The organism is Stenotrophomonas terrae, assembly GCF_039674165.1.
In the GTDB taxonomy this organism is placed as follows: Bacteria; Pseudomonadota; Gammaproteobacteria; order Xanthomonadales; family Xanthomonadaceae; genus Stenotrophomonas; species Stenotrophomonas terrae_A.
In genome coordinates, this window is sequence record NZ_JBDJMY010000007.1 from 55,666 (window position 1) to 78,920 (window position 23,255).

A 23,255-nucleotide genomic window follows, 5' to 3' on the forward strand; every position below is an offset into this window, starting at 1 on the left:
TCATGGCCGACAATATTCTTAGCCGCACCGTCAGCGGCGTGAGCAACTGGGTCAATGAGCGCGCGCCGGGCCTGGTGCCGGTGTACCGCAAGCATGTCAGCGAGTATTACGCGCCGAAGAACTTCAACTTCTGGTACTACTTCGGCTCGCTGGCGATGGTGATCCTGGTCAACCAGATCGTCACCGGCATTTTCCTGACGATGCACTTCAAGCCCAGCGCGGCCGAGGCGTTCGCCTCGGTCGAGTACATCATGCGCGACGTGGAGTGGGGCTGGCTGATCCGCTACATGCACAGCACCGGTGCCTCGCTGTTCTTCATCGTGGTCTACCTGCACATGTTCCGTGGCTTGATGTACGGCAGCTACAAGAAGCCGCGCGAGCTGGTGTGGATCCTGGGCATGCTGATCTACCTGGTACTGATGGCGGAAGCCTTCATGGGCTATGTGCTGCCCTGGGGCCAGATGTCGTTCTGGGGCGCCAAGGTGATCATCTCGCTGTTCGGCGCCATTCCGGTGATCGGCAACGGGTTGACCGAGTGGATCATGGGCGATTACCTGCCCGGCGATGCCACGCTCAACCGCTTCTTCGCGCTGCATGTGATTGCCATGCCGCTGGTGCTGCTGTTGCTGGTGGTGCTGCACCTGGGTGCGCTGCACGAGGTGGGCTCCAACAATCCGGACGGCGTGGAAATCAAGAAGGGGCCGAAGGGCAACCGCTGGTCGCCGACTGCGCCGACCGATGGCATCCCGTTCCACCCGTATTACACGGTCAAGGATCTGTTCGGGGTCTGCTTCCTGCTTACGTTGGCAGCTTTCATCATCTTCTTTGCGCCGGTATTTGGCGGCCTGTTCCTTGAACATGACAATTTCACCGAGGCCAATCGGCTGGTGACGCCTGAGCACATCAAACCGGTCTGGTACTACACCCCGTATTACGCGATGTTGCGGGTGATCCCGAACAAGCTCGGTGGCGTGATGGTGATGTTCTCGGCCATCGCCATCCTGTTCCTGGTGCCATGGCTGGACAAGGCCACGGTCAAGTCGGTCCGTTACCGCGGCCCGATCTCCAAGCTGATGCTCGGTATCCTGGTGGTGTGCTTCGTGTGGCTGGGCGTGATTGGTTCCGGTCCGGGCACGGCGATCTGGGAGACCTGGGTGGGTCGCGTGCTGACCTTCCTGTACTTCGCCTTCTTCATCACCATGCCGCTTTGGACGAAGATCGACAGCACCAAGCAGGTACCGGACCGGGTGACGACGCATGACTGACAAGTGGATTGTGCGGTTGGCGATGGCTGCCGCGATGCTGTTCTGTGTGCCGGCGTTTGCCTCCGGTGGCGGCAAGTTGATGCAGGCCGGCAATGACCTGGGCGATCGGGCTTCATTGCAGCGCGGTGCGCAGGCCTATATGAGCTACTGCTCAGGCTGCCACTCGCTCAAGTACCTGCGCTACTCGCGCATGGGGGACGACCTGGGGCTCACCGAGCAGCAGGTGATGGACAACCTCAACTTCACCGGGGCCGCCTATGGCGAGCAGATCCAGGTGGCGATGCCGCACGATGAGGCGACCAAATGGTTCGGCAAGATGCCGCCGGACCTGAGCCTGATCTCGCGGGTACGTGGCAGCGACTGGGTCTACAGCTATCTCAAGTCGTTCTACGTGGATGAGTCGCGGCCGCTGGGCTGGAACAACAGCGTGTTCCCGAATGCATCCATGCCCAACCCGCTGTGGGAGCTGCAGGGCATGCAGCATGCAATCCATGGCAAGCCCGAGCAGGAAGGGCTGGAGCCGCCGGTAGTCGGCCTCAAGCTGGCCCAGCCGGGCAAGGTCGATGCGCGCAGCTATGACCAGACTGTGCGTGATATCACCAATTTTCTGGAATATGCCGGCGAACCTGCTGCCCTGAAGCGGCAGAGCCTGGGGGTCTGGGTGGTGTTGTTCCTGGCCCTGCTGACCTTCTTGGCCTATCTGGTGAAGACCGAATACTGGAAAGACGTACATTGAGCCTGGTGTAAGCCTTGGGTGTGCATGGGGGGCCTTGGCAATTGTGTCCAGGGCTTGGCACACTCGGGTAACCGTGGTCACCGTCGGCAATGGGCTGGCGGGGCCTTAAGGTTGGCGGAATCCGACCGATGGAGAGCCTTTGATGGCGGCGAGTGTGCGTATGCGTAATACCCTGACTTTGTTCTCTGCCAACGATGATGCCCTGTGCCATCGTGTGCGGTTGGTGCTGGCGGCCAAGGGCGTGACTTACGATCTGGTGCCGGTCGATGCGCAGAATCCACCGGAAGACCTGATCGACCTGAACCCGTACCACTCCGTGCCGACCCTGGTTGAGCGCGAACTGGTGCTGTACGCGGCCTCGGTGGTCAGCGAGTACCTGGACGAACGCTACCCGCACCCGCCGTTGATGCCGGTCGACCCGCTGTCACGGGCGCGGCTGCGCTTGGCGATGCTGCGTATCGAGCATGATTGGGTGCCGCAGGTGCAGGCTATTCAGATGGGCAACAAGACCCAGTCCGAGGCCGGGCGCAAGCGCTTGAAGGAGCTGGTGGCGCAATCCGTGCCGCTGTTCAAGGCGTCGAAATTCTTCCTCAATCCGGAAATGAGCCTGGCTGATTGCGCGATGGCGCCGATCATCTGGCGTCTGGAGTCATTGGGGGTTGCGCTGCCCAAGGACGGCAAGGCGATCGAGGATTATGGCAACCGCATTTTCCGCCACCCGGGTTTCATCCGCAGCCTGACCGATCAGGAAAAGAAGCTGCGTGACCTGCCAGGTTGAGCCAATACCTGGCTGTATCTGAACTTATCGATCGCCGCCTTCGGGCGGCGATCGCGCTTCAATGCCGCGTACACTTATGGCATGACTGAAGAAACTTTCCGGATGAGCAGCCACCGGCCGTACTTGCTACGCGCGTTGGTGGAGTGGATAAACGATAACGGCATGACGCCGCACGTGATGGTTGATGCCGGCGTGCCGGGCGTGCAGGTGCCGAGCAGTGCGGTCAAGGAAGATCGCGTCGTGCTCAATATTGCCGAGCGCGCCGTGGTTGGCCTGCATATCGACAATGATGCGGTGAGTTTCACTGCGCGTTTTTCCGGAACCAGTTTCCCGGTATATGTACCGATTTCCGCGGTGCTGGCGGTTTATGCGCGCGAGACCGGGCAGGGCATGGCGCTGCCCGACGATATCGCCGGTACCGACACCACGCCGGATGACGACGATACGCCGCCCACCGATCCGCCCGAGCGGCCACAGCCCGCTGCCAAGCGCCCGTTCCTGCGGGTAGTCAAATAATTCCACCGCCGCCGCAAGGCGGCGGTTTTGTTTTGTGCTGGCTGTGCCAATTGCTTTTGTGGGAGCGGCGTAAGCCGCGAAGCTGGTGACCCGCCAGATTGCATGCATTCGGTAGTTTCGAGGATGTCGGCTTCGCGGCTGACGCCGCTCCTACAGGGCGCATGCAGTCTTCAGGTTTGCTGGTAAGGCTTCTGCCGAGCATGGCTCGGCACTACCGAAGCGGTCCGCGCTGAGCGGAGAGTTGGCTTTGTAGGAGCGGCGTAAGCCGCGAAGCCGGTGCCTCGCCAGATTGCATGCATTCGGTAGTTTTGAGGATATCGGCTTCGTGGCTGACGCCGCTCCTACAGGACGCGTGCAGTCTTCCGGTGTGCCGGTAAGGCTTCTGCCGAGCATGGCTCGGCACTACGGTGGGTGTGTTGGTAAGGCCTCTGCCGAGCATGGCTCGGCACTACAGGGCTTAGATGTCTTCGGCTTCTTCGGTGCTTTTGCGCAGGCGGCCGATCTGGGCGGCGGCGGGGCCGCTGAACGAGATCAGTTCGCGGCCGCGCAGCACCATGCGCCCGGTATGCCGGTCCTGGCCGTCGTAGGAATAGTCGAAACGAAAGCTGCGCTCGAAGCCCAGCCAGCCATTGGGCAGGCGGCACAGGCGCAGGCCGGTGCTGTGCACGCTCTGGTCCAGCCATTGCACATCGGCGGCGCGGCAGGCATTGCGGCCCAGTTCGGTGGCGCGGTCGGCAGCGGCGCGGGAGCGGTCCCAGAACGCGAAACCAATCGCGCCGACAATCATCAGGATAAGAAGGGTAGGCATGCCCTCACTTTAGGCGATCCGCTCGCCCCTGCGCAGCCCCCGTCTCCGTGATTCGCGCCTTCGCGTCAGCCAACCTCAGTGGGTGACCGGAGCGGGAATGGGCTCATCCGGAGGCGGCGTCAATGGCGCGGTCGCGTTGAAGGCCGGTCAGGCGATCCGCTCTTCCCTGCGCAGCCCCCGTCTCCGTGATTCACGCCTTCGCGTCAGCCAAGCTCAGTGGGTGACCGGCGTGGGGATGGGCTCGTCCGGAGGCGGTGGCAATGGCGCGGTCGAGTTGAAGGCCGGTGCCGGGTTGGTAGCGGTCAGCTTCAGCAGTGCGGCCCAGTCCTGTCGGTTGAGGTTGCACTCTTCTTCATGGCCCGGGGAGCAATTCTGTTCGATGGGGGAGGCGCTTGCCGAGCCGGCATTGGCCTTGGTCAGCTCGATCAGCCCGGTGCGGTCGAGCATGAGCTTGCGCATCACCACCGAATTGGCAACGTTGCCGCCGATCAGATAGAGCGTGCGGTCACCGCCCATATTGGCGCTGACCACGATTTCGCAATGCGATTTCCAGTTGCCGGCACGGCCGCTGCCCAATGCCTGGATCAGCCCGCTGTAGTTCAAGGTGCTGCTGCGGTCGCGCAGGAAGCACAGCATGTCGCCGGGGGCGGGTTTTTCGCTGCCCGGGTCGGCCAGCCGGTACGGCATGCCATTGCTGCCACCTTGGTAGGCGGCGCGGATGTAGTCGATATGGCGCGGCGAGCGGGCAAAGCCGGGCACGGCGGCGCGGGTCATTACCCAGGAGATGAAGGCCGCGGACCACGGGTTGTCGATCAGAAACGCGCGGCAATCACTGTCGGTGTAACGATTGCCGGCCGGTTGCGCGCAGCTGCTGGCGCCGGCGATGGCGCCCATCGGGCCCAGCGTGGCGCTTTCGCGCCAATAGGCGGCGACCCGCTGCCAGGCGATCAGGCCGTTGTCGGCCAGGTGCTCGTTCTCGGCTTCGGTAACGCCAAGGCTGGCAATGCGGCCATCACGGTCGATGAAGGGGCGATACCACAGCCGGTGCTCGCCGCATGCGGCCGTGACAACGGCCTTCGCCACTTCGCTGACGCCATACCTGGGTGGGATATCGCAGGCTTCCGCTGCCATCGCAGGCAGGGCGGGGAGCAACAAGGTCATGCCGCACAGCAGGTATCGGTAGGCCACAGCAGGCTCCGCGAAAGAGGTTGGGAAAGTGTCGCAGCCGGGCCTGCATGCGCGCCGTGAGTCAGCCCGGTGGCGGGCCCAGCTTCAGCGACAGGTCGACGGCCTGCACGTGCTTGGTCAGCCCGCCGATGGAAATGCAGTCCACGCCGTCTTCGGCAATGGCGCGCAGGCTGGTCAGGTCGACGCTGCCGGAGACCTCCAGTGGAATCCGCCCGGCGGTGATGTGCACGGCGTCGCGGCGCATGGCCGGGCTGAAGTCGTCGATCAGGATGCGCTCGCAGCCCGCGGCCAGGGCTTCCTGCAGCTGCTGCAGGTCCTCCACCTCGACCACCAATGGCAGATTCGGCTGCTGCGCACGTGCGGCGTGCACGGCGGCAGTCAACGAGCCGGCGGCGCGGATGTGGTTTTCCTTCAGCATCACCGTATCGAACAGGCCGATACGGTGGTTGTCGCCGCCGCCGCAGCGCACCGCGTATTTCTGCGCCAGGCGCAGGCCGGGCAGGGTTTTGCGGGTGTCCAGGATGCGTGCCTTGGTGCCTGCCACGGCCGCGACATGGCGCGCGGTGGTGGTGGCGGTGCCGGACAGGGTCTGCAGGAAGTTGAGCGAGGTGCGTTCGGCGCTGACCAGGCTGCGGCTGCGCCCCTGCAGGGTCGCCAATACGGTGCCGGCGCTGACGTGATCGCCTTCCAGCACCCGCCAGGCGATCTGCACCTGCGGGTCGAGCGCACGGTGGGTGGCATCAAACCAGGGGCGGCCAGCGATCACCGAGTCCTGCTTGCACAGCAGGTAGGCGATGTCGGCGGTATCGGGCAACAGCGCGGCAGTGACGTCGCCGCTGCCGATATCTTCGGCCAAGGCACGGGCGACATCGGCGTCAATCTGTTCCTGCGGCGGGGCCAGGGGCGGGTGCGGCAGCATTATTTGGCCGGAAAGTCGGTGATCTGAGCGGTAGCGATGGCTTCATCGGCGAGTAGCACCGGAATGCCGTCATCGACGCGGAATACCTGTTTGCGGTCGCCGGTGATCAGCGCTTCGCGCAGCGGCTGGGCCTGGGTGCTGCCATCGGCGCGGGTGACGGTGCCGGCGCCAATGGCGCGGTTGAGGGCTTCCAGGCCGGCGCTTTCCAGCAGGAACAACGGCTGGCGGGTGTCGGGGGAGACAAGCAGGTCGAGTAGTTTGCGATCCATCGGGTCGTGGTCTTGCGGGGAAGACGGCTAGAATACGTCTTTGCAGCAGGTGACGGCCAATGACCCCAAACCACCCCGCGCCGCTAGTCGGCATCGTGATGGGTTCCCGCTCAGACTGGGAAACCATGCAGCACGCCGCTCAAAAGCTTGATGCTTTGGGTGTTCCCTACGAAGTGAAGGTAGTGTCGGCGCATCGCACGCCGGATGTGCTGTTCAGCTATGCCGAACAGGCGGGCCCGCGCGGCCTGCGCGCCATCATTGGCGGTGCTGGTGGCGCGGCGCATCTGCCGGGCATGCTGGCGGCCAAGACCGCTGTGCCGGTGCTCGGTGTGCCGGTGCAGTCCAAGGCGCTCAATGGCATGGATTCGCTGCTGTCGATCGTGCAGATGCCGGCCGGGATTCCGGTGGCGACCTTTGCCATCGGCAATGCCGGCGCGTCCAATGCGGCGCTGTTCGCCGCCGCCATGCTGGCTGCCGAACAACCGCAGATCGGCGCCGCGCTGGAGGCCTTCCGCGCCCGCCAGACCGAAGATGTGATGGCTGCGGACGATCCGCGCCAATGATCACGGTCGGCATTCTCGGTGGCGGGCAGCTGGCCCGCATGATGGTGCTGGCAGGGGCTCCGCTGGGCCTGCGTTTCGTGGTGTTCGATCCTGCCGCCGATGCCTGTGCCGGTCAGGTGGCGCCGCTGCAGGTAGGCAGTTTCGACGATACCGACGCCTTGGCCGCATTTGCCGCCAAGGTCGACGTGGTCACCTTTGATTTCGAGAACGTGCCTGCGGCCAGCGCGCATTGGCTGGCCGAACGCAAGCCGGTGTTTCCAAATCCGGCCGCGCTGGCGGTGGCGCAGGATCGCTTGAGCGAAAAGACCCTGTTCCAGGAATTGGGTATCGACCTGCCGGCGTTTGCCGATATCCGCAGCCACGACGAACTGGCGGCCAAGGTGGCCGAGTTCGGCATGCCCTGCATCCTCAAGACGCGGCGGCTGGGCTACGACGGCAAGGGCCAGTTCCGCATCCGCACTGCTGCCGACATCGACGCGGCATGGCAGGCGCTGGGTGCGCAGGTCGAGAAGACCGGGCTGATACTCGAAGGTTTCGTGGCGTTTGATCGGGAAGTCAGCGTGGTGGCCGTTCGTGGCCGCGATGGTGAATTCCGTGCCTGGCCGCTGACCACCAACTGGCATGTGGACGGCGTGCTGTCCGCCAGCCTGGCACCGGCCGTGCTGTCGGCCGAGCAGCAGGCCACGGCCATTGCATACGCGCAGCGGGTTGCCGAGCGGCTGGACTACGTTGGCGTGTTTGCGCTGGAGCTGTTCTGTCGCGGCGAGGCGCTGTTGGCCAACGAAATGGCGCCACGCGTGCACAACTCGGGCCACTGGACCAGCGATGGTGCGGAAACCTCGCAGTTCGAAAACCATCTGCGTGCGGTGCTGGGCCTGCCCTTGGGTGATACCCGCGTGCTGGGCCATGCCTGCATGCTCAACTGGCTGGGTCAGATGCCCGACAGCAAGCCGGTGCTGGCCGAATCGGCCGGTCATTGGCACGACTACGGCAAGCAGGCGCGCGAAGGCCGCAAGGTGGGCCACGCCAATCTGCGCGACGACTCGGCGCTCGCGTTGGCGGCGGCACTGCAGCGCGTAGGTGAGGCGTTGGGGCGGCAGGCACAGGTCGCGCCGGTGGTGGACACGCTGCGCGGCGGCGTGACGCAGAACTAAGCATTGCCGGCGTATGGTTCTCCAGTCCTCACTGGAGAACCTGCCATGCTCGATTGGAATGATTATCGTCGTGAGTTGAAGGGCCGCATCAGCGAGCTCGGCAAACTGTCGCCGGACACGCTCAAGGGCTACCTGACACTCAGCGGCGCCGGTGCCCAGACCAACCATCTGGACGCAAAGACCCGCGAGCTGATCGCGCTGGCGGTGGCGGTGACCACGCGCTGCGATGGCTGCATCACCACCCACGTCGACGCGGCATTGAAGCAGGGCGCCAGCCGCGAGGAGATCGCCGAGGCGCTGGGCGTCGCGGTGGCTCTCAACGCCGGCGCAGCGATGGTGTATTCGGCGCGTGTGCTGGATGCGGTGGCTGCGCACGATTGAGCCCGGCGCGGGTTCGCTTCACGTCGGTTCGAATATGCGCCAGCCCTATGCTGGCGCACATCCGTCATGGCGGCCAGCAAGCTTCGGGTCCTTTGATCCCGCCGGTGCGCGGATCAGGGTTCAATTGCGGGCTGCGGCGCGCACCATCCATTCGCCGCAGACCGGGGGGCGCAGCAAGCGTGCTCAGCGCAGCTGTGCCGCCACGAAATCCCAGTTCACCAGCTTCCAGAAGGCCTGCAGAAAGTGCGCGCGCTCGTTCTGGTAGTCGCTGTAATAGGCGTGTTCCCAGACATCGCAGACCAGCAAGGGGGTGCTGCTGCCGGTCAGTGGGGTGTTTGCATTGCGCGTGCTGACGATGGCCAGCTTGCCGTCCGGGTGCTGTACCAGCCAGGTCCAGCCCGAACCGAACACCGCCAGCGCGGCGCGGTTGAACTCCTCGCGCAACTTCTGCACGTCCCCGAACTGGCCGTTGATGCGCTCGGCCAGCAGGCCGTGCGGATCGCCGCCGGCGCGTGGATGCAGACATTGCCAGAAAAAGTCGTGGTTCCAGGCCTGTGCGGCGGCCTGGAACAGGCTGCCTTGGCTGTTGCGGACGATTTCCTCCAGCGGCAGCGCATCCAGCTCGGTACCGGCAATGCGCGCATTGACCGTGTCCACGTAGCCGCGATGGTGCCTGCCGTGATGCAGGTCCAGCGTTTCGGCCGAGATGTGCGGCTGGAGGGCGGTGCGGGAGTAGGGTAGGTCAGGCAGTTGGACGGGCATTGGAGATTCTTTTCGGGGCAGGGCGCCGGGAGTCGGCCGGCTCGGCTTACAATGGTCAACCACGGGAAAGTCTATCCGACCAGGACGGGCCGTTCTTTCGCAGTAGGGAGAATTCGAATGCCGGTGATGGAACAAATCCAGGCTGAGGTGGAGCAACACCCCCTCGTCTTGTTCATGAAAGGTACGCCGCAATACCCGATGTGCGGCTTTTCCAGCCGCGCGGTGCAGGCGCTGTTGGCCGCTGGTGCGATCAATCTGCGCACCGTCAATCTGCTGGAGTTCCCTGAGGTGCGGGCCAACCTGCCGCGCTATTCGAATCTGGCCACTTTTCCGCAGTTTTTCATGCATGGCGAGCTGATCGGCGGCTGCGACATTCTTCTGGAGCTGCTGGAGTCCGGCGAGCTCAAACGTATCGTTGCCGAGGCCGGGCAAGCGTGAGTGCCCAGCCTCGTGTGGGCGAGGGCGCCGATCTTGCCGGTCGGGTCATTCTGGTGGCAGGTGCCGCCGGCGGCCTGGGGGCTGCCGCAACCCGGGCGTGCGCGCAGGCCGGGGCTACCGTGGTGATGCTGGGGCGCAAGGTCGCCAAGCTCAATCGCGTCTATGACAGCGCCGCCCAGCTTGGTCCGGAGCCGCTGCTGTATCCGCTGGACCTGGAAGGGGCCAGCCCAGACGACTACGCAGCACTGGCTGAGCGGCTGGAGTCCGAGGTGGGGCGCTTGGACGGCGTGCTGCATTGCGCAGCCGATTTCGCTGGTTTGACCCCGTTTGCCTCCGGTGACCCGGCAGCCTTTGCCCGCGCCATCCACGTCAATCTGACCGCCCGCGCCTGGCTGACCCAGGCCTGTTTGCCACTGCTGCGGCAGCGTGATGACGCTGCGGTGGTGTTTGCACTGGATGATATCCAACGGGTCGGCCAAGCCTATTGGGGCGGTTATGGCGTGGCCCAATACGGGTTGCGCGGGCTGATCGAAAGCCTGCACCACGAGCTGCGCAATGGCCCGGTGCGGGTCTGCGGCCTGCAGCCCGGGCCGATGCGGACCGGCTTGCGGGCGCGTGCCTTCACCCATGAGGAAGATGCGGCGCCGGTGGATCCTGCCAATTACGCCGACGCAGCCGTGCAGCTGCTCGCCGCCGATGGCGTGGCCTGGCGTGGAAAGGTGCGGGACCTGGGCGGGTGACGATCCTTTCAGCGGCCCTGCTGCTGTTTCTGATCCTGGACCCGCTGGGCAATATCCCGGTGTTCCTGAGTCTGCTCAAGCCCTTGACGCCCAAGCGTCAGCGGGTGGTGCTGGTGCGCGAGCTGTTGATCGCGCTGGCGGTGTTGATGGCTTTCTTATGGGGCGGCAAGTACGCGCTGGAGCTGATGCACCTGCGGCAGGAGTCGGTGGCCATCGCCGGTGGCATCGTGCTGTTCCTGATCGGCATCCGCATGATTTTCCCGCGCCCTGAAGGCCTGATGGGCGCGGTGCCGGACGGTGAGCCCTTCATCGTGCCGATGGCCATACCGTTGGTGGCCGGCCCTTCGGGCATGGCGGCGGTGATGCTGATGGGCAGCAATGAGCCAGAGCGACTTGGCGATTGGAGCCTGGCCTTGCTGTTGGCCTGGGGCGGGACGGCGGCAATCCTGATGTCGGCAACCCTGCTTTACAAGCTGCTCGGGGCCCGCGCGCTGATCGCGCTGGAGCGCCTGATGGGAATGCTGCTGGTCGCAATTTCGGTGCAGATGCTGCTCGATGGTTTGGCGACGTATCTGGCCTCAATCAGGTAAGTGATTGATTGGCCGTGGGTGGCCCTGCCGCAGTGCAGCATGGCTGTCTTATGGCAGTCATAAACAGTCATTACCGTGTTAACCTTATCTTAACCGTTGCGGCTGAAACCGCCTCGGAAGGGACCCCCAAGATTCAAGACGATCAGGCGCTCGGTTGACCCCGGGGCTGATGGATCGCGCTTTTTCTCAATCGCCAACTCGTTTCGAGGCTACCCACCCATGAATCACCCGCGTATCAAGATGTCCAAGCTTGCACTTGGTCTTGTCGTCGCACTTGCGGCTGCTCCGGCTTTCGCCCAGAACACCTCCGCCGGTGTCGGTGGCCAGGTAACCAACAACGGCGGCCAGCCAGTTGTTGGTGCTGAAGTCACCATCACCCACGTCGAGTCGGGCACGGTCAGCCGTGCTACCACCGATGCTTCGGGTCGTTACAACGCACGCGGTCTGCGCGTGGGTGGCCCGTACACCGTCACCATCATCAAGTCCGGTGAAGGCACCAAGACCGAAGAAGGCGTGTACCTGAGCCTGAGCCAGACCAACACGGTCAATGGCACCTTGGGCGGCGACCTTGCAGCCACCAACCTGGAAGCCGTGCAGGTCATGGCTATCGGCGGTGGTTCGGACGTGTTCAGTGCGAACAAGATGGGTGCCGGTACCTCGGTGTCGCAGCAGCAGATTGAAGCGCTGCCGTCGATCAACCGCAACATCCAGGATTACGTGCGTCTTGATCCGCGCATCAGTCAGAGCGACAAGTCGCGTGGCGAGCTGACCGTCGGTGGTCAGAACCCGCGTTTCAATGCCATCCGCATCGACGGCATCAACACCAGCGACACCTTCGGTCTGGAGTCCAATGGCTTCCCGACCATGCGTCAGCCGGTTTCGATGGATGCCATTGAAGCCATCAACATCGACGTGTCCAACTATGACACCACCATCACCGGCGCCACCGGTGCAGTGGTCGATGCAGTAACCAAGTCGGGCACCAACGAATTCCACGGTTCGGTCTACGGCACCTACCGCGACAAGGACATGGTGGGTGACCACCCGGTCACCGATGCCAAGTTCAACGGCTTCGAAGACGAGAAGACCTGGGGCGCCACCTTCGGCGGCCCGATCATCAAGGACAAGCTGTTCTTCTTCGCCAACTACGAGAAGTACGAGCGTAGCCGCGCAGCCCAGTCCTACGGCCCGCGTGGTTCCAACGCCACCAACGTGGTCGACATCGATCCGGCGTTCATTGCTGAGGCCCAGCAGATTGCCAAGGACGTCTACGGCGTCGATATCGGCACCCTGGACGCTCCTGCTGAAACCAAGCAGGAAGTGGAAGAGTACGCAGTCAAGCTGGACTGGAACATCAACGACGACCACCGCGTCTCGGCACGTTTCTCCAAGCTGGAACAGGTTGATCCGAACCTGGTCGGCAGCAGCCGCTCCACCTCCTACGGTGGTCATGGCATTTCCGCCGCCGGTCCGGCGCTGGGCCTGAGCAGCCGTTGGTACGACATCAACAAGGAAGTGAAGACCAACGTCATCCAGCTGTTCAGTGACTGGAACGAGAACTTCTCCACCGAGTTCAAGGTCGGCCGCCGTACCTATGAATCGTTGAGCAACGTCTATTCCAAGCTGCCGCAGATCATCATCGGTAGTGGCCCGGGCAACTCCGCAGTTGCTCCGCCGTACCTCAATGCCGGTGCCGACGAATTCCGTCATGGCAACGACATCAGCACCAAGACCACCAATGCTTACGGCGCAGCCAACTGGTACCTCGGTGATCACACCCTGAAGTTCGGTTTCGATTGGGAATCCAACGACATCTACAACCTGTACGCGCAGAACATCTGGGGCACCTACGGCTTCGCCAACCTGGATGATTTCCGCAACGGCCACTACTGGGTGTATGACCTGAATGCGCCGGTGCCGGGCAAGGGCATGGATTCGGTGGCGATGCAGTACAAGCACCGCAATACCGGCCTGTTCGTGCAGGACACCTGGGCTGTCAATTACAACCTCAACCTGATGTTCGGCCTGCGCGTCGATATTCCGGATCTGGATGACGTGCCGGTGCACAACCTGCTGGTGCAGGAAATCTACGGTTACGACAACCGACAGACCCTGGACAAGGCGCTGGTACAGCCGCGCTTCGGCTTCAACTACACCTTCGACTACGACCGCCCGACGCAGCTGCGTGGTGGCCTGGGTCTGTTCCAGGGTGCGGCAGCCAACGTGTGGGTGGGTAACTCCTACCAGAACAGCGGCTTTGGTCTGATCGGCTACAACCAGCGCATCACCGCCAACCTGACCCAGGCGCAGCGCGAAGCGATCTGGGCCAACCTGCCGGTCTCGCTGGATGTGAACAACCCGACCGTGCCGTCGCCGGCATCGGGCTACACCATGATGGTCAACCTCATGGAAAAGGACATCGCACAGCCGTCGGTATGGAAGGCGAACCTGGCGTTCGATCACGAACTGCCGTGGTATGGCGTGGTCGGCTCGGTTGAGTTGCTGTACACCAAGGTCAAGGACGCCATCGCATTCGAGCGCCTGGATCTGGGCAACGTCAATGCTGTGCGCGGTCAGGACGGCCGTGACATGTATTGGGTGAACCCGTATGCGCCCAGCAACAGCACTGTTCGTGCAGGCAGCAACACCGGCGTCGCCGGTATCGCTGACACCATCCCGGGCTACGAAAACGTAACCGGCTGGCACAACGATGGTGTGATTCTGTTGAAGAACACCGACAAGGGCCGCAGCTACCAGTTCACCGCCAGCCTGAGCAAGCCGCTGACGGACGTTTGGGGCTGGTCGCTGGGTTACACCTACACCGACGCTACCGAAGTCAGCCCGCTGACCTCCTCGCGCGCTATCTCCAACTGGAACAACGTCGCCGGTATCAACCCGAACGACGTGGTCGCTTCGACCTCCAACTACGAGATCAAGAACCGCTTCACCGGCAGCCTGCAGTTCCGCAAGGCGTTCTTCGGTGACAACTACACGACCTTCTCGATGTTCTATGAAGGCCGTTCGGGCCTGCCGTACAGCTGGCGCTTCCTCAACGATGCCAACGGCGACGGTTACAGCAATGACCTGTTCTACGTGCCGGCAGGCCGTGGTGACGTCAAGTTCACCGGCGGCGCGGCAATGGAAGAAGCGTTCTTTGCCTGGTTGAATGGTCAGGAAGGTCTTGCCGGTTATGGCGGCCAGTCCGCACCGCGCAACAGCCAGCGCAACGCATGGGTCAACACCTTCGACGTGCGTATCAGCCAGGAACTGCCGACCTTCTTCAAGGGTCACAAGGCTGAGATCTGGTTGGACATCATGAACGTTGGCAATCTGCTGAATAAGGATTGGGGGCAGGTCAGCTACGCCTCGCCGTTCAGCGATCGCGGTGCCGCTTCCTTTGCGGGTATCGACCAGGCTACCGGCAAGTACATCTACAACTTCGACGAAAGCAAGGTCACCAAGGTCAACCTGACCGATTGGGAATCGCGCTGGTCGATGCAGATCGGCTTCCGCTACAAGTTCTGATCGTTTGACTGATCAGATGTGAATCGAAAACGGCCGGGGCAACCCGGCCGTTTTCTTTTTAATGGGGGGAGCGCTAAAGTCGATCGCCAAAGAGGAAGGAGCAGTTGTGGAAATGACCAAGAATGAAGGGGCAGCGAGGGCGCTGCCGGTGCAGGACGCACGTATTTATCCGCGTGGTGGTCTGGATGTGTTGTCGCGGGCAGAAGTGGCGCGGTTGCGCGACGCTTCCGGTGGCGGCATGCATGAACTGCTGCGCCGCTGTGCGCTGGCGGTGCTGACCAGTGGTAGCGCCTCGGATGACCCGCGCGCTGCGCGCGACCTGTATCCGGATTTCGATGTGCAGGTGACCCAGCAGGATCGTGGCGTCCGCATCGATCTGAGCAATGCGCCGGCGATGGCGTTCGTTGATGGCGAGATCATCCGTGGTATCGCCGAGCTGCTGTTCTCGGTGGTGCGCGATCTGGCCTACATGGCCATCGAGCTGGGGCCGGAATATGCCTCGGACCTGGAGACCTCGGACGGCATCACCAATGCGGTGTTCGGCGTGCTGCGCAATGCGCGCATTCTTGCGCCCAGCGATCCGAATCTGGTGGTTTGCTGGGGTGGGCACTCGATCTCGCGTGACGAATACCTGTACACCAAGCAGGTCGGCTATGAGCTGGGCCTGCGCAGCCTGGACATCTGCACCGGCTGCGGCCCGGGCGCGATGAAGGGCCCGATGAAGGGCGCCACCATTGCCCACGCCAAGCAGCGCAAGACCAATACCCGTTACATCGGCATCACCGAGCCGGGCATCATTGCCGCAGAGTCGCCGAACCCGATCGTCAACCACCTGGTGATCATGCCGGACATCGAGAAGCGCCTCGAAGCCTTCGTCCGTCTTGGCCACGGCATCATCGTGTTCCCGGGTGGCGTTGGCACCGCCGAGGAGATCCTGTACCTGCTCGGCATCCTGCTGCGCGAGGAGAACAAGGACCTGCCGTTCCCGTTGATCCTCAGCGGCCCGGCTATCGCTGCACCATACTTCCAGCAGATCGACCGCTTCATCCGGTTGACCCTGGGCGACAAGGCGGCGGAACGCTACGAGATCATTGTCGGCGACCCGGTTGCCGTGGCCCGCAAGATGTCACAGGGCATCAAGCGGGTGCGCGAGTTCCGCCTGGCCCACCGCGATTCGTTCTTCTACAACTGGCAGGTGGACATTCCGCTGGCCTACCAGCAGCCCTTCGTGCCCACCCATGAGGCGATGGCGGGCCTGGACCTGCACAAGGGGCGCCCCGCGCCGGACCTGGCCGCCGACCTGCGACGGGCGTTCTCCGGCATCGTTGCCGGTAACGTCAAGGAAGAGAGCATGGCGCGGATCGAGGAATTCGGCCCGTTCAAGATCCATGGCGACAGCGAGATGATGCAGGCGCTGGATGAACTGCTGCGCGCCTTCGTCGAGCAGCGCCGGATGAAGATCTCCGGTGAGTACCATCCTTGTTATCAGGTGGTTGCCTGATCAGTGTCGGGGTAGCTTGACTGTTGTCAGGTGTGTGTCGGCGGCGGTAGTGGTGCTCACTACTGCCTTGCCGCCGAAGTGCGCATCCAGGCGGCTCCGGGTTGATCTCAAGCCGAGTTGGTGTCCGGTAGTTGCCTCACGCGTGCCGGCTTGGAAAGGGTTGCTGATTTGAATGGTCACCCAGTCGGGATCTACGTCCACGCTGACGACCAGTGTGCCGCCATGGAGGCTGGGTTCGATGCCGTGGCGGATCGCATTCTCCATCAGCGGCTGCAGCGACAGGCTGGGGACCAACAGGGCGGGTAGGCTGTCCGGAACCCGCCAATCCAGGGTCAGACGTTCGCCAAAACGGGTTGCCTCTATATCCAGGTACTGGTGCGAAAGCTCCAGCTCCTGGGGCAGTGGCACCGTGCCGCTTCGCGACAGTGCCGCCCGGAACAGGTCGGCCAGATCGACCAGTAGCCGCTCGCTGGCAGATGGATTCTGGCGAACCAGTGCCACGGCGGAATTGAGTGCGTTGAACAGGAAGTGGGGATCGACCCGTGCGCGCAGTGCGTCCAGCTCCGCCTGTTTGGCCTGCAGGGCAAGCAAGCGATTGCGCCAGTGGCTCTGGAAGGCAGCTACCCCGAGTAGCCCGAAAATCAGGCTCAGCGCCACCATGTGGAACAGGAGCTGTCGCCAGCCTTCGGCGGGGGCAGGAACGGCACCGTCCAGCAACAGCCATAGCAGCAGGTAGGTGGTGCTGGTGCTGAGCAGTAGCGCGCCAAGAGCGGCTGTGGCGATCGTGGTGGGGCGATGTTTCTGTAACGGCTTCCGGAAAAGATAGAGCAGGCCCAGGCAGAGCAGGGTGGTCCACTGGATCGCCAGCGAGTTGAGCCCGAACAGTATCAGGCGGTCGCCGTCTACCCCTGGCGACAAGCTCATGGCCATGGCCAGCGCTTCGCCGATCATGATGATCCAGACGAGCGTATACGGCCGCCAGAGCACTTCAAGCGGCTCTGGTGCGTCCGCTGGCAGGTGGGGGGGGCTGGCAGTGTGGCCGTTCGTGGTGGTGGTAATACCGCTCATCCGGTTTGGGGTGACGCTCGCAATTGGACGCCGTTATCTTAACCATGGCCATTGCGCCGGGGGATGACGTAGATGCGTTTCGAAATACTAAAAGCGGGGTTGCGCTCAGCCGGGCGAGCCGAACGGGGCTTCACGCTGGTCGAACTGATGGTGACGGTGGTCGTGTTGGCGGTCCTTATCGCTATCGGCATGCCGGCCATGAACGGGCTGATCAACTCCAATCGCCTCACCACGCAGTCCAATGAGCTGGTCGGGGCGATTCAAATGGCGCGCAGCGAAGCGATCAAGCGCAACGCCCCGGTGTCCATGTGCGGCTCGCTTGACGGCCTTACCTGCGCAGCTGCGGGTAACTGGACGCAATGGCTGGTGGTGCTGGATTCGGACGATTCGGTGCTGCAGGCCGGGGAGGTCCGGCCGCCAGCTGTGGTCAATTCTGCCACCCCGCGTATCACGTTCAATTCCGATGGTTTGGCGCGGACTGCTGCAGGGTTGTTGTTTGCGGGCAATGTGGCGGTTTGCCTGCCAGTGACCCGTCCAGAACAGAACCTGCGCCGCGTGGCGGTCGTGTCGGGTTCCAGGACTTCCATTACGTCAGCGAACAATGGCGGGGCATGCCCATGAACACTTTCCGGACTTGCCGCCGCGAACCACTGCGTCGCCAGAAAATTGCCGGCGTCAGCCTGTTGGAAGTACTTATTTCAGTGCTGATCATGGGTATCGGCATGCTTGGTATTGCGGCCATGCAAGCGACTGCGTTGCGCAACAGCCAGAGTTCCGTTGAACGCAGCCAGGCGGTGATCCAGAGCTATACGATCATCGATGCGATGCGAGCCAACCGCGAATTGGCGCTGGGTGGCAGCTATAACACGGGGGGCTGGATGTGCAGCGCTCCCACCGGCAGCTCGTTGAGCGCAACAGACAGCGCATCCTGGTTGGCCTCGCTGCGTGCAGCATTGGGCAGTGCAGTCGATGATGCCGCTGTCTGCGGTCAGGTGAGCTGCACCACGAGCACGGGGATCTGTGTGGTGGGCGTGCGTTGGGACGACAGCCGTGCCGGCGCCAGCAATGGGAGCCAGCAAGGCTCCGACGAGTATTCGGTTGAAACGAGGGTGCGGCTATGAATGGGGGCCGGCGTATGGGGTCGCGCCGCGGCATTATCGGTCTGAGTCTGATCGAGTTGATGATCGCGTTGCTGTTGGGCACATTGGTGATTGGTGCGGCGATTGGCATTTTTCTGGCCAATCGGCAGACCTATAGGACCACCGATAGCCTGGGGCGGATTCAGGAGAACGTGCGTACGGCTTTCGAGCTGATGGCCCGGGATATGCGTGAGGCTGCGGGTAATCCTTGCTCCAATTCGGTGCCCCTGGTGAACGTGGTCAACAGCGCCGGCACGCGTTGGTGGACCCGTTTGGATACCTGGGGCAATGCGGCGCGCGGTTACGGTGGTACCGAGGCGTTTGCTGATTCGGCATTTGGTTCGGGCGCGGCGGAGCGGATCTCCGGCACCGACGCCATCGAGCTGATTTCAACCGACAGCAATGTCTCGACGTTGGAGAGTCATGATCCGGCTGCAGCAACGATGTTGCTCAACAAGGCCAACCATGGGTTTGTTGCCGGCGATCTGGCCTTGGTGTGCAACCCCAGACAGGCCAGTATTTTCCAGGTAAGCAGTGTTGTCGGCAGCAGCATCGGTCACGGCACGGGGGGTAGTCCTGGTAACTGTACGGCGGCGCTCGGGATGCCGCTCAACTGTGGAGGCGGGGCGACGTTCAAGTACCCGCAGCCCAGCTCGGTGGTTGCGCGGCTCAGCGCCACGCGTTGGTTCATTGCCAACAACCCCAATGGCCGGCCGTCCTTGTATCAGACCCGTCTGACCAGTGCCGGGCCGGTCTCACAGGAGGTGGTTGAAGGTGTCAGCAGCATGACCTTCACCTATTTGCTGGATGGTGCCGGGTCCTACGTCGATGCGGCAGCCGTGGGCAGCAGCTGGCCTCAGCTCAAGGCTGTGCGTGTTTCCATGACCTTCATTGGAGAGCCGAATACGGGGGTGGGTGGCGTGCCTTTGGCTCGTACCCTGACCCAGGTTGTCAGCATCCGGAATCGAAATCCATGAAGGCTTTCAATGGAAACAACGCAATGAGGGCGCAGCAGCGGGGCATCTCCTTGCTGATCGTGCTGGTGCTGCTATTGATCATGACGTTGCTGGGTCTGGCGATCCTCCGCAATACCATGATGGAGGAGCGCATGACGGCCAATATGTATGAGCGCAGCCTTGCATTCCAGGCCGCCGAATCCGCGCTCCGTCAGGGTGAGCTGATTGCCGCGGGGGCGCCAGCGGCACCCTCGTCGGGTTGCAACAATGTTGGCGTCTGCGCAAAGCCGGATGCAGTCGTTGCAGATCGCTGGGCGGATTCCAGCTTCACTGGTTGGGTGGAAGCTACCGCTATTCCGGATGCCAGTCCGGCGCCCCCGCCGTCGGCGTACTTCGTCGAGTACATGGGGGAGGCACCAACTTGGCCGGGCTGCGACCGTCAGGTGCCAATGCCTGCCCTGTGTATGGCTCCCAGTTTCCGGGTCACCGCGCGTAGTACGGACGATGCGCGGGCCACGGTGATTGTCCAGTCCAATTTCCTGGTTCGTTGAGGATTGACATGAAAACTCATATTCAAACCAAGCGTAGCCAGTGCGCGGACAGGTTGTCCAAACTTGCTCCTGGAGCTCTGGCATTCGCAGTGACATTGTTGGCGCTTCCGGTGAATGCTGGAATTAAGCTGCCGAATGACCCGCTGACCACCGAAACGCGGGTTGCGCCCAACGTGCTTTTCATTCTCGATGATTCGGGGTCGATGGCATTCGATGCAATGCCAGCGAATACAATTTCGGGTGTCACTGGCCAGGCGTACACCGTAAATACGCTTTACTACGATCCCTCCCGTACTTACCTGGCTTGGCAAAATGCCGATGGCGGGTTGATGACCGGCGGTACCACATACGGCGCTGTGTACGGGGATTTCAACCTCGTCGGTAATGCCACGATCGATCTTGCTGATAGCAGTAGCTGCCGCAGTTACAACCGGAATACCGACTCCACGAGTGGTACAACGGATAAGGGCACCAAGGTGTGCGGTGGTATCCAGACCTTTTATGTGCCTAAAGACAAGACACAGACAGACTCCGGCTATCTGACCAATCAGGCGAATTACTACCGTTATCAGATTCACACCGATGGTCGAGTGGTGCGTAGTCAGTATGCAACGCGGGTAGTTGGCACGGCCAATCGCGGTTGTGGTAACAAGAACAACGAGTGGGGTAGTTGCGAGTATCTGACCCCTACGACGCTCCGCGATGAAGCGGCGGAACGAGTCAACTACGCAACGTGGTTCTCCTATCATCGCACTCGCATGAAGGCGGCAAAAGCCGGTGCCGGCGTTGCGTTCAGCAAGCTTGGTCAAAATGTGCGGGTTGGCTACCGGACGATTTGGGGCCGTAACGGCTCCTCTACCGACAAGAACTGGCCAACCCAGACCGCACCGATTCCAGTCAACTATAACAACGGGATTTTCGCAGATCCCAAAGGTAGTGCCGGCGACAACAACAATCGCAGTCGTTGGTATGCCCGTCTGTACGGCACTATTGGCTACGACGGCACGCCATTGCATGGCGCGCTTGATAATGCTGGTCGGTACTTTTCCAGTGATGCCAGTGGCGGTGCCTATGGTCCTGAAGCGGCGAAAGACCAGTATTCATGCCGGCAGAATTTCACCATTCTGACAACCGATGGTTATTGGAACAATGTCAGCGGTGCGCCTGGCGAGCAGGACAATGAAGATGGCAAGGAGATCACTGGACCCGGTGATCGTTCCTATAAATATGTGAAAGGCGCTCCGTATGCCAGCTCCGCTTCCAATACGCTCGCTGACGTCGCCATGCGCTACTGGAAGAATGATCTTCGCACCGACCTGACCAATGATGTGCCCACCAATGGGTCGGATCCGGGGTTTTGGCAGCATATGGTCACCTTCGGTATCGCCATTGGTTTGGCAGGCAATACCGGCTACAAGAGTGTGTCGGAGGTTCCTGCGAATTTCAGCGCTTGGCCAGATCCGACCGACAAGGAAGACGGGGATCGCATTGACGATCTGCTGCATGCGGCGGTCAATGGGCGCGGGCAATTTGTTTCCGCTGGCGATCCGGACGCGTTTGCGCGCGGCCTTTCCAATGCACTTGCTGCCATTACTGAGCGCGTTGGCTCGTTCTCGAACGTGAGTGCGAACTCTACCTCGCTGGATACCGGTGCGAAGGTGTTTCAGGCCAGTTACATCTCGGGTGTCTGGACCGGCCAGGTTGCGGCGTATGGGGTGAGCAAACAGGTGGTGTCCTCGGACCCCACCTGGCGCGCCTCTGAAGGTGTTCCTGCGACCAATCGTAAGGTGTTCAGTAGTACTGGCAGTGCGGGCGCGGTGTTCCCCGCCGGTGCAACCGGCACTCAGTTGGCGGCATTGGCCCGTACCGGAGTGAATGACTATCCGGTTACCGCGGCGAACAACGCGGCTTACATCGCAGGGGCCCGAGATCTGGAGCAGCGCTTGGGTGGCACCCTGCGCAACCGCAACCACCTGTTCGGCGACGTCGTCAATTCATCTCCGGCCTATGTAAAGGAAACAGATACGATTTACGTCGGTGCAAACGATGGCATGCTTCACGCGATCAATGCCGCTGATGGCGCCGAGCTGTTTACGTTCATTCCCAGTGGTATCGATTGGACAAACCTTGGGTTGCTCAGTCGTCCGGACTACGCGCATCGGTTTTTTGTTGATGGGCCGATGGTGGTGTCAACGCGCGCACAGACCCCAGATCAGAATGTGCTTGTTGGCGCGCTGGGGAAGGGTGGTAAGGGCTTGTTTGCACTGGATGTGACCAATCCGGCAACATTCAGCGCGCGTAGCTATAAGTGGGAAACCAGTGCCAGCAATGCAAATATCGGCTTGGTACAGTCGCGTCCTATTATTGCCAAGCTCAACGATGGCTCGACTGCGGTCATCGTGGCCAATGGCATAAACAGTACGAATGGTCACGCGGTATTGATGATCTATGACCTGCAAACGGGTAGCCTGATCAAGCAGATCGACACCGGGGTTGGCTCGGCGGTCGATGCTGATGCCAATTCCAACGGTCTATTTGCCCCTACCGGTTGGGACGCGGATGGTAATGGCACCGTCGACTACGTGTATGGCGGCGACATGCTGGGTAATGTCTGGAAGTTCGACATCTCGGCGGCGGCTGCATCGAGCTGGGCTGTGTCCGGCGGGGCTCCGCTTTTTCAAGCGGTTGATTCTGCGGGTGTGGCTCAACCGATTACTTCAGGCCTCAGCGTTTCAATGCACCCGACTACCTATCAGACATGGGTGACGTTCGGTACGGGTCGGCTTATGACAGTGGGTGACATGAGCAACAAGGCGGTGCAGACGCTGTATGGCTTCGTTGACGATGGTTCGGCCAAGGCGCGGCGTGGGCAGAATGCCAACTTGACCGGTCGCAGTGTGGTTGCCAATGGAACGTATGGTGGCTACCTGGTCCGCTCGTTTGAAGCTAAGACAGCGCTGCCGGCAGGCTCCAAGGGCTGGTATGTGGATCTGTTGAACCCGACTGCAGATGGCGCCAAAGCTATTGGCGAGCGTGTCGTCAGTGACTCGCAGGTTGTTGGGGACGTGTTGATCGTTTCCAGTGTCATTCCGACGTCCGAGGCTTGCCAGCCTGACGGTAAGGGTTATCTGAACGCCCTTGATGCCTATACCGGGACCAGTACTGGGCCTTCCTTGTTCGATCTCAACGGTGATGGTAGTTACACCGATGAAGTCCTGACCAGCGGCGACACCAAGCTGCCTATCGGCTCGGTTGATCTGGGTGTCGGTATGCCGACCCTCGCGGACGTGCTGCGTGGCATCGCGGTGCTGGGTGGTTCCAGTGGCGGTCGAGCCAAGGTCAATGTGCGTGAGACGCGCAATGTGGGTCGCGTGTCCTGGCGTGAAATCATTAACAATTGATGGGGGC

At 62.0% G+C, this 23,255-nt stretch carries 23 protein-coding genes; 17 read left to right on the forward strand and 6 right to left on the reverse strand.

Annotated features, from left to right (window positions below; all coding sequences use genetic code 11):
- The first annotated feature begins 2 nt into the window (after window positions 1–2).
- The 4 genes from ABE493_RS04855 (at window position 3) to ABE493_RS04870 (ending at window position 3,295) form a co-directional block, all read left to right on the forward strand.
- Entirely contained in the window at window positions 3–1,265 is a 1,263-nt protein-coding gene (locus ABE493_RS04855) for a cytochrome b (RefSeq protein ID WP_346497835.1), read from the forward strand.
- Window positions 1,258–2,001: a cytochrome c1 gene (locus tag ABE493_RS04860; RefSeq protein WP_346497837.1), complete on the forward strand. Its 744-nt coding sequence runs from the start codon at window positions 1,258–1,260 to the stop codon at window positions 1,999–2,001. The genes ABE493_RS04855 and ABE493_RS04860 overlap by 8 nt, the downstream gene beginning before the upstream one ends.
- Before the next feature lie 142 nt (window positions 2,002–2,143).
- The gene (locus ABE493_RS04865) at window positions 2,144–2,779 is read left to right on the forward strand and encodes a glutathione S-transferase N-terminal domain-containing protein (RefSeq protein ID WP_057629367.1); all 636 of its coding nucleotides are present in this window, start codon (window positions 2,144–2,146) and stop codon (window positions 2,777–2,779) included.
- 81 nt (window positions 2,780–2,860) lie between these two features.
- Window positions 2,861–3,295, forward strand: a complete 435-nt coding sequence (locus ABE493_RS04870; RefSeq protein WP_346497839.1) for a ClpXP protease specificity-enhancing factor — start codon at window positions 2,861–2,863, stop codon at window positions 3,293–3,295.
- Window positions 3,296–3,752: 457 nt separating this feature from the next.
- Here the strand turns inward: ABE493_RS04870 and ABE493_RS04875 are convergent, their stop codons facing one another.
- From ABE493_RS04875 to ABE493_RS04890, 4 genes are all read right to left on the reverse strand, one after another.
- Window positions 3,753–4,103, reverse strand: coding sequence for a DUF3301 domain-containing protein (locus ABE493_RS04875; protein ID WP_062166374.1), 351 nt, complete (start codon window positions 4,101–4,103; stop codon window positions 3,753–3,755).
- A gap of 213 nt (window positions 4,104–4,316) precedes the next feature.
- A complete protein-coding gene (locus ABE493_RS04880; RefSeq protein ID WP_346497908.1) occupies window positions 4,317–5,264 on the reverse strand; it encodes a DUF2272 domain-containing protein in 948 nt (315 codons plus the stop codon).
- Between the two features lie 88 nt (window positions 5,265–5,352).
- A complete protein-coding gene (gene nadC, locus ABE493_RS04885; protein WP_346497841.1) occupies window positions 5,353–6,210 on the reverse strand; it encodes a carboxylating nicotinate-nucleotide diphosphorylase in 858 nt (285 codons plus the stop codon).
- Window positions 6,210–6,479 (reverse strand): Trm112 family protein, encoded by a 270-nt coding sequence (locus ABE493_RS04890; protein ID WP_346497843.1) that lies wholly within the window; start codon window positions 6,477–6,479, stop codon window positions 6,210–6,212. The genes nadC and ABE493_RS04890 overlap by 1 nt, the downstream gene beginning before the upstream one ends.
- Before the next feature lie 59 nt (window positions 6,480–6,538).
- On the opposite strand from ABE493_RS04890, the gene purE reads away from it, so the two are divergent.
- Genes purE through ABE493_RS04905 form a run of 3 tightly spaced genes read left to right on the forward strand, consistent with a single transcriptional unit; the run spans window position 6,539 to window position 8,577 of the window.
- Window positions 6,539–7,042, forward strand: a complete 504-nt coding sequence (gene purE, locus ABE493_RS04895) for a 5-(carboxyamino)imidazole ribonucleotide mutase (RefSeq protein WP_057629361.1) — start codon at window positions 6,539–6,541, stop codon at window positions 7,040–7,042.
- Window positions 7,039–8,196 (forward strand): 5-(carboxyamino)imidazole ribonucleotide synthase, encoded by a 1,158-nt coding sequence (locus ABE493_RS04900; RefSeq protein WP_346497845.1) that lies wholly within the window; start codon window positions 7,039–7,041, stop codon window positions 8,194–8,196. The genes purE and ABE493_RS04900 overlap by 4 nt, the downstream gene beginning before the upstream one ends.
- A 45-nt stretch (window positions 8,197–8,241) precedes the next feature.
- Entirely contained in the window at window positions 8,242–8,577 is a 336-nt protein-coding gene (locus ABE493_RS04905; protein WP_346497847.1) for a carboxymuconolactone decarboxylase family protein, read from the forward strand.
- Between the two features lie 183 nt (window positions 8,578–8,760).
- On the opposite strand, the gene ABE493_RS04910 is transcribed toward ABE493_RS04905, so the two are convergent.
- Window positions 8,761–9,339: a superoxide dismutase gene (locus ABE493_RS04910; protein ID WP_346497849.1), complete on the reverse strand. Its 579-nt coding sequence runs from the start codon at window positions 9,337–9,339 to the stop codon at window positions 8,761–8,763.
- Between the two features lie 117 nt (window positions 9,340–9,456).
- Here ABE493_RS04910 and grxD point away from each other — a divergent pair, with 117 nt between their 5' ends.
- The 5 genes from grxD (at window position 9,457) to ppnN (ending at window position 16,133) form a co-directional block, all read left to right on the forward strand.
- Window positions 9,457–9,777, forward strand: a complete 321-nt coding sequence (gene grxD / locus ABE493_RS04915) for a Grx4 family monothiol glutaredoxin (protein ID WP_062166369.1) — start codon at window positions 9,457–9,459, stop codon at window positions 9,775–9,777.
- Entirely contained in the window at window positions 9,774–10,517 is a 744-nt protein-coding gene (locus ABE493_RS04920; RefSeq protein ID WP_346497851.1) for an SDR family NAD(P)-dependent oxidoreductase, read from the forward strand. Before grxD ends, ABE493_RS04920 begins: the two co-directional genes overlap by 4 nt.
- Window positions 10,514–11,107, forward strand: coding sequence for a YhgN family NAAT transporter (locus tag ABE493_RS04925; protein ID WP_346497853.1), 594 nt, complete (start codon window positions 10,514–10,516; stop codon window positions 11,105–11,107). Before ABE493_RS04920 ends, ABE493_RS04925 begins: the two co-directional genes overlap by 4 nt.
- Window positions 11,108–11,326: 219 nt before the next feature.
- A complete protein-coding gene (locus ABE493_RS04930; RefSeq protein WP_346497855.1) occupies window positions 11,327–14,632 on the forward strand; it encodes a TonB-dependent receptor in 3,306 nt (1,101 codons plus the stop codon).
- A 112-nt stretch (window positions 14,633–14,744) separates the two neighbouring features.
- The gene (ppnN, locus tag ABE493_RS04935; protein ID WP_346497857.1) at window positions 14,745–16,133 is read left to right on the forward strand and encodes a nucleotide 5'-monophosphate nucleosidase PpnN; all 1,389 of its coding nucleotides are present in this window, start codon (window positions 14,745–14,747) and stop codon (window positions 16,131–16,133) included.
- On the opposite strand, the gene ABE493_RS04940 is transcribed toward ppnN, so the two are convergent.
- Window positions 16,134–17,201 (reverse strand): sensor histidine kinase, encoded by a 1,068-nt coding sequence (locus ABE493_RS04940; protein WP_346497859.1) that lies wholly within the window; start codon window positions 17,199–17,201, stop codon window positions 16,134–16,136.
- Window positions 17,202–17,273: 72 nt separating this feature from the next.
- On the opposite strand from ABE493_RS04940, the gene ABE493_RS04945 reads away from it, so the two are divergent.
- Genes ABE493_RS04945 through ABE493_RS04965 form a run of 5 tightly spaced genes read left to right on the forward strand, consistent with a single transcriptional unit; the run spans window position 17,274 to window position 23,248 of the window.
- On the forward strand, window positions 17,274–17,822 hold the full coding sequence (locus tag ABE493_RS04945; protein WP_346497861.1) for a GspH/FimT family pseudopilin: 549 nt from the start codon (window positions 17,274–17,276) through the stop codon (window positions 17,820–17,822).
- Window positions 17,819–18,322 carry a type IV pilus modification protein PilV gene (gene pilV, locus ABE493_RS04950; protein WP_346497863.1) on the forward strand — a complete coding sequence of 168 codons (504 nt, stop codon included), beginning with the start codon at window positions 17,819–17,821 and terminating at the stop codon, window positions 18,320–18,322. Before ABE493_RS04945 ends, pilV begins: the two co-directional genes overlap by 4 nt.
- Before the next feature lie 59 nt (window positions 18,323–18,381).
- On the forward strand, window positions 18,382–19,317 hold the full coding sequence (locus tag ABE493_RS04955; protein WP_346497865.1) for a PilW family protein: 936 nt from the start codon (window positions 18,382–18,384) through the stop codon (window positions 19,315–19,317).
- Window positions 19,314–19,847, forward strand: a complete 534-nt coding sequence (locus tag ABE493_RS04960) for a pilus assembly PilX family protein (protein ID WP_346497867.1) — start codon at window positions 19,314–19,316, stop codon at window positions 19,845–19,847. The genes ABE493_RS04955 and ABE493_RS04960 overlap by 4 nt, the downstream gene beginning before the upstream one ends.
- Window positions 19,848–19,855: 8 nt before the next feature.
- Complete coding sequence (locus ABE493_RS04965; RefSeq protein ID WP_346497868.1) at window positions 19,856–23,248, forward strand: pilus assembly protein; 3,393 nt, start codon at window positions 19,856–19,858, stop codon at window positions 23,246–23,248.
- Window positions 23,249–23,255: the final 7 nt, after the last annotated feature.

Coding starts and splice junctions, on each gene's coding strand:
- ABE493_RS04855 (WP_346497835.1), top strand. CDS start 3: ATGGCCGACAATATTCTTAGCCGCACCGTCAGCGGCGTGAGCAACTGG.
- ABE493_RS04860 (WP_346497837.1), top strand. CDS start 1,258: ATGACTGACAAGTGGATTGTGCGGTTGGCGATGGCTGCCGCGATGCTG.
- ABE493_RS04865 (WP_057629367.1), top strand. CDS start 2,144: ATGGCGGCGAGTGTGCGTATGCGTAATACCCTGACTTTGTTCTCTGCC.
- ABE493_RS04870 (WP_346497839.1), top strand. CDS start 2,861: ATGACTGAAGAAACTTTCCGGATGAGCAGCCACCGGCCGTACTTGCTA.
- ABE493_RS04875 (WP_062166374.1), bottom strand. CDS start 4,103: ATGCCTACCCTTCTTATCCTGATGATTGTCGGCGCGATTGGTTTCGCG.
- ABE493_RS04880 (WP_346497908.1), bottom strand. CDS start 5,264: ATGACCTTGTTGCTCCCCGCCCTGCCTGCGATGGCAGCGGAAGCCTGC.
- nadC (WP_346497841.1), bottom strand. CDS start 6,210: ATGCTGCCGCACCCGCCCCTGGCCCCGCCGCAGGAACAGATTGACGCC.
- ABE493_RS04890 (WP_346497843.1), bottom strand. CDS start 6,479: ATGGATCGCAAACTACTCGACCTGCTTGTCTCCCCCGACACCCGCCAG.
- purE (WP_057629361.1), top strand. CDS start 6,539: ATGACCCCAAACCACCCCGCGCCGCTAGTCGGCATCGTGATGGGTTCC.
- ABE493_RS04900 (WP_346497845.1), top strand. CDS start 7,039: ATGATCACGGTCGGCATTCTCGGTGGCGGGCAGCTGGCCCGCATGATG.
- ABE493_RS04905 (WP_346497847.1), top strand. CDS start 8,242: ATGCTCGATTGGAATGATTATCGTCGTGAGTTGAAGGGCCGCATCAGC.
- ABE493_RS04910 (WP_346497849.1), bottom strand. CDS start 9,339: ATGCCCGTCCAACTGCCTGACCTACCCTACTCCCGCACCGCCCTCCAG.
- grxD (WP_062166369.1), top strand. CDS start 9,457: ATGCCGGTGATGGAACAAATCCAGGCTGAGGTGGAGCAACACCCCCTC.
- ABE493_RS04930 (WP_346497855.1), top strand. CDS start 11,327: ATGAATCACCCGCGTATCAAGATGTCCAAGCTTGCACTTGGTCTTGTC.
- ppnN (WP_346497857.1), top strand. CDS start 14,745: ATGACCAAGAATGAAGGGGCAGCGAGGGCGCTGCCGGTGCAGGACGCA.
- ABE493_RS04940 (WP_346497859.1), bottom strand. CDS start 17,201: ATGAGCGGTATTACCACCACCACGAACGGCCACACTGCCAGCCCCCCC.
- ABE493_RS04945 (WP_346497861.1), top strand. CDS start 17,274: ATGCGTTTCGAAATACTAAAAGCGGGGTTGCGCTCAGCCGGGCGAGCC.
- pilV (WP_346497863.1), top strand. CDS start 17,819: ATGAACACTTTCCGGACTTGCCGCCGCGAACCACTGCGTCGCCAGAAA.
- ABE493_RS04955 (WP_346497865.1), top strand. CDS start 18,382: ATGATCGCGTTGCTGTTGGGCACATTGGTGATTGGTGCGGCGATTGGC.
- ABE493_RS04960 (WP_346497867.1), top strand. CDS start 19,314: ATGAAGGCTTTCAATGGAAACAACGCAATGAGGGCGCAGCAGCGGGGC.
- ABE493_RS04965 (WP_346497868.1), top strand. CDS start 19,856: ATGAAAACTCATATTCAAACCAAGCGTAGCCAGTGCGCGGACAGGTTG.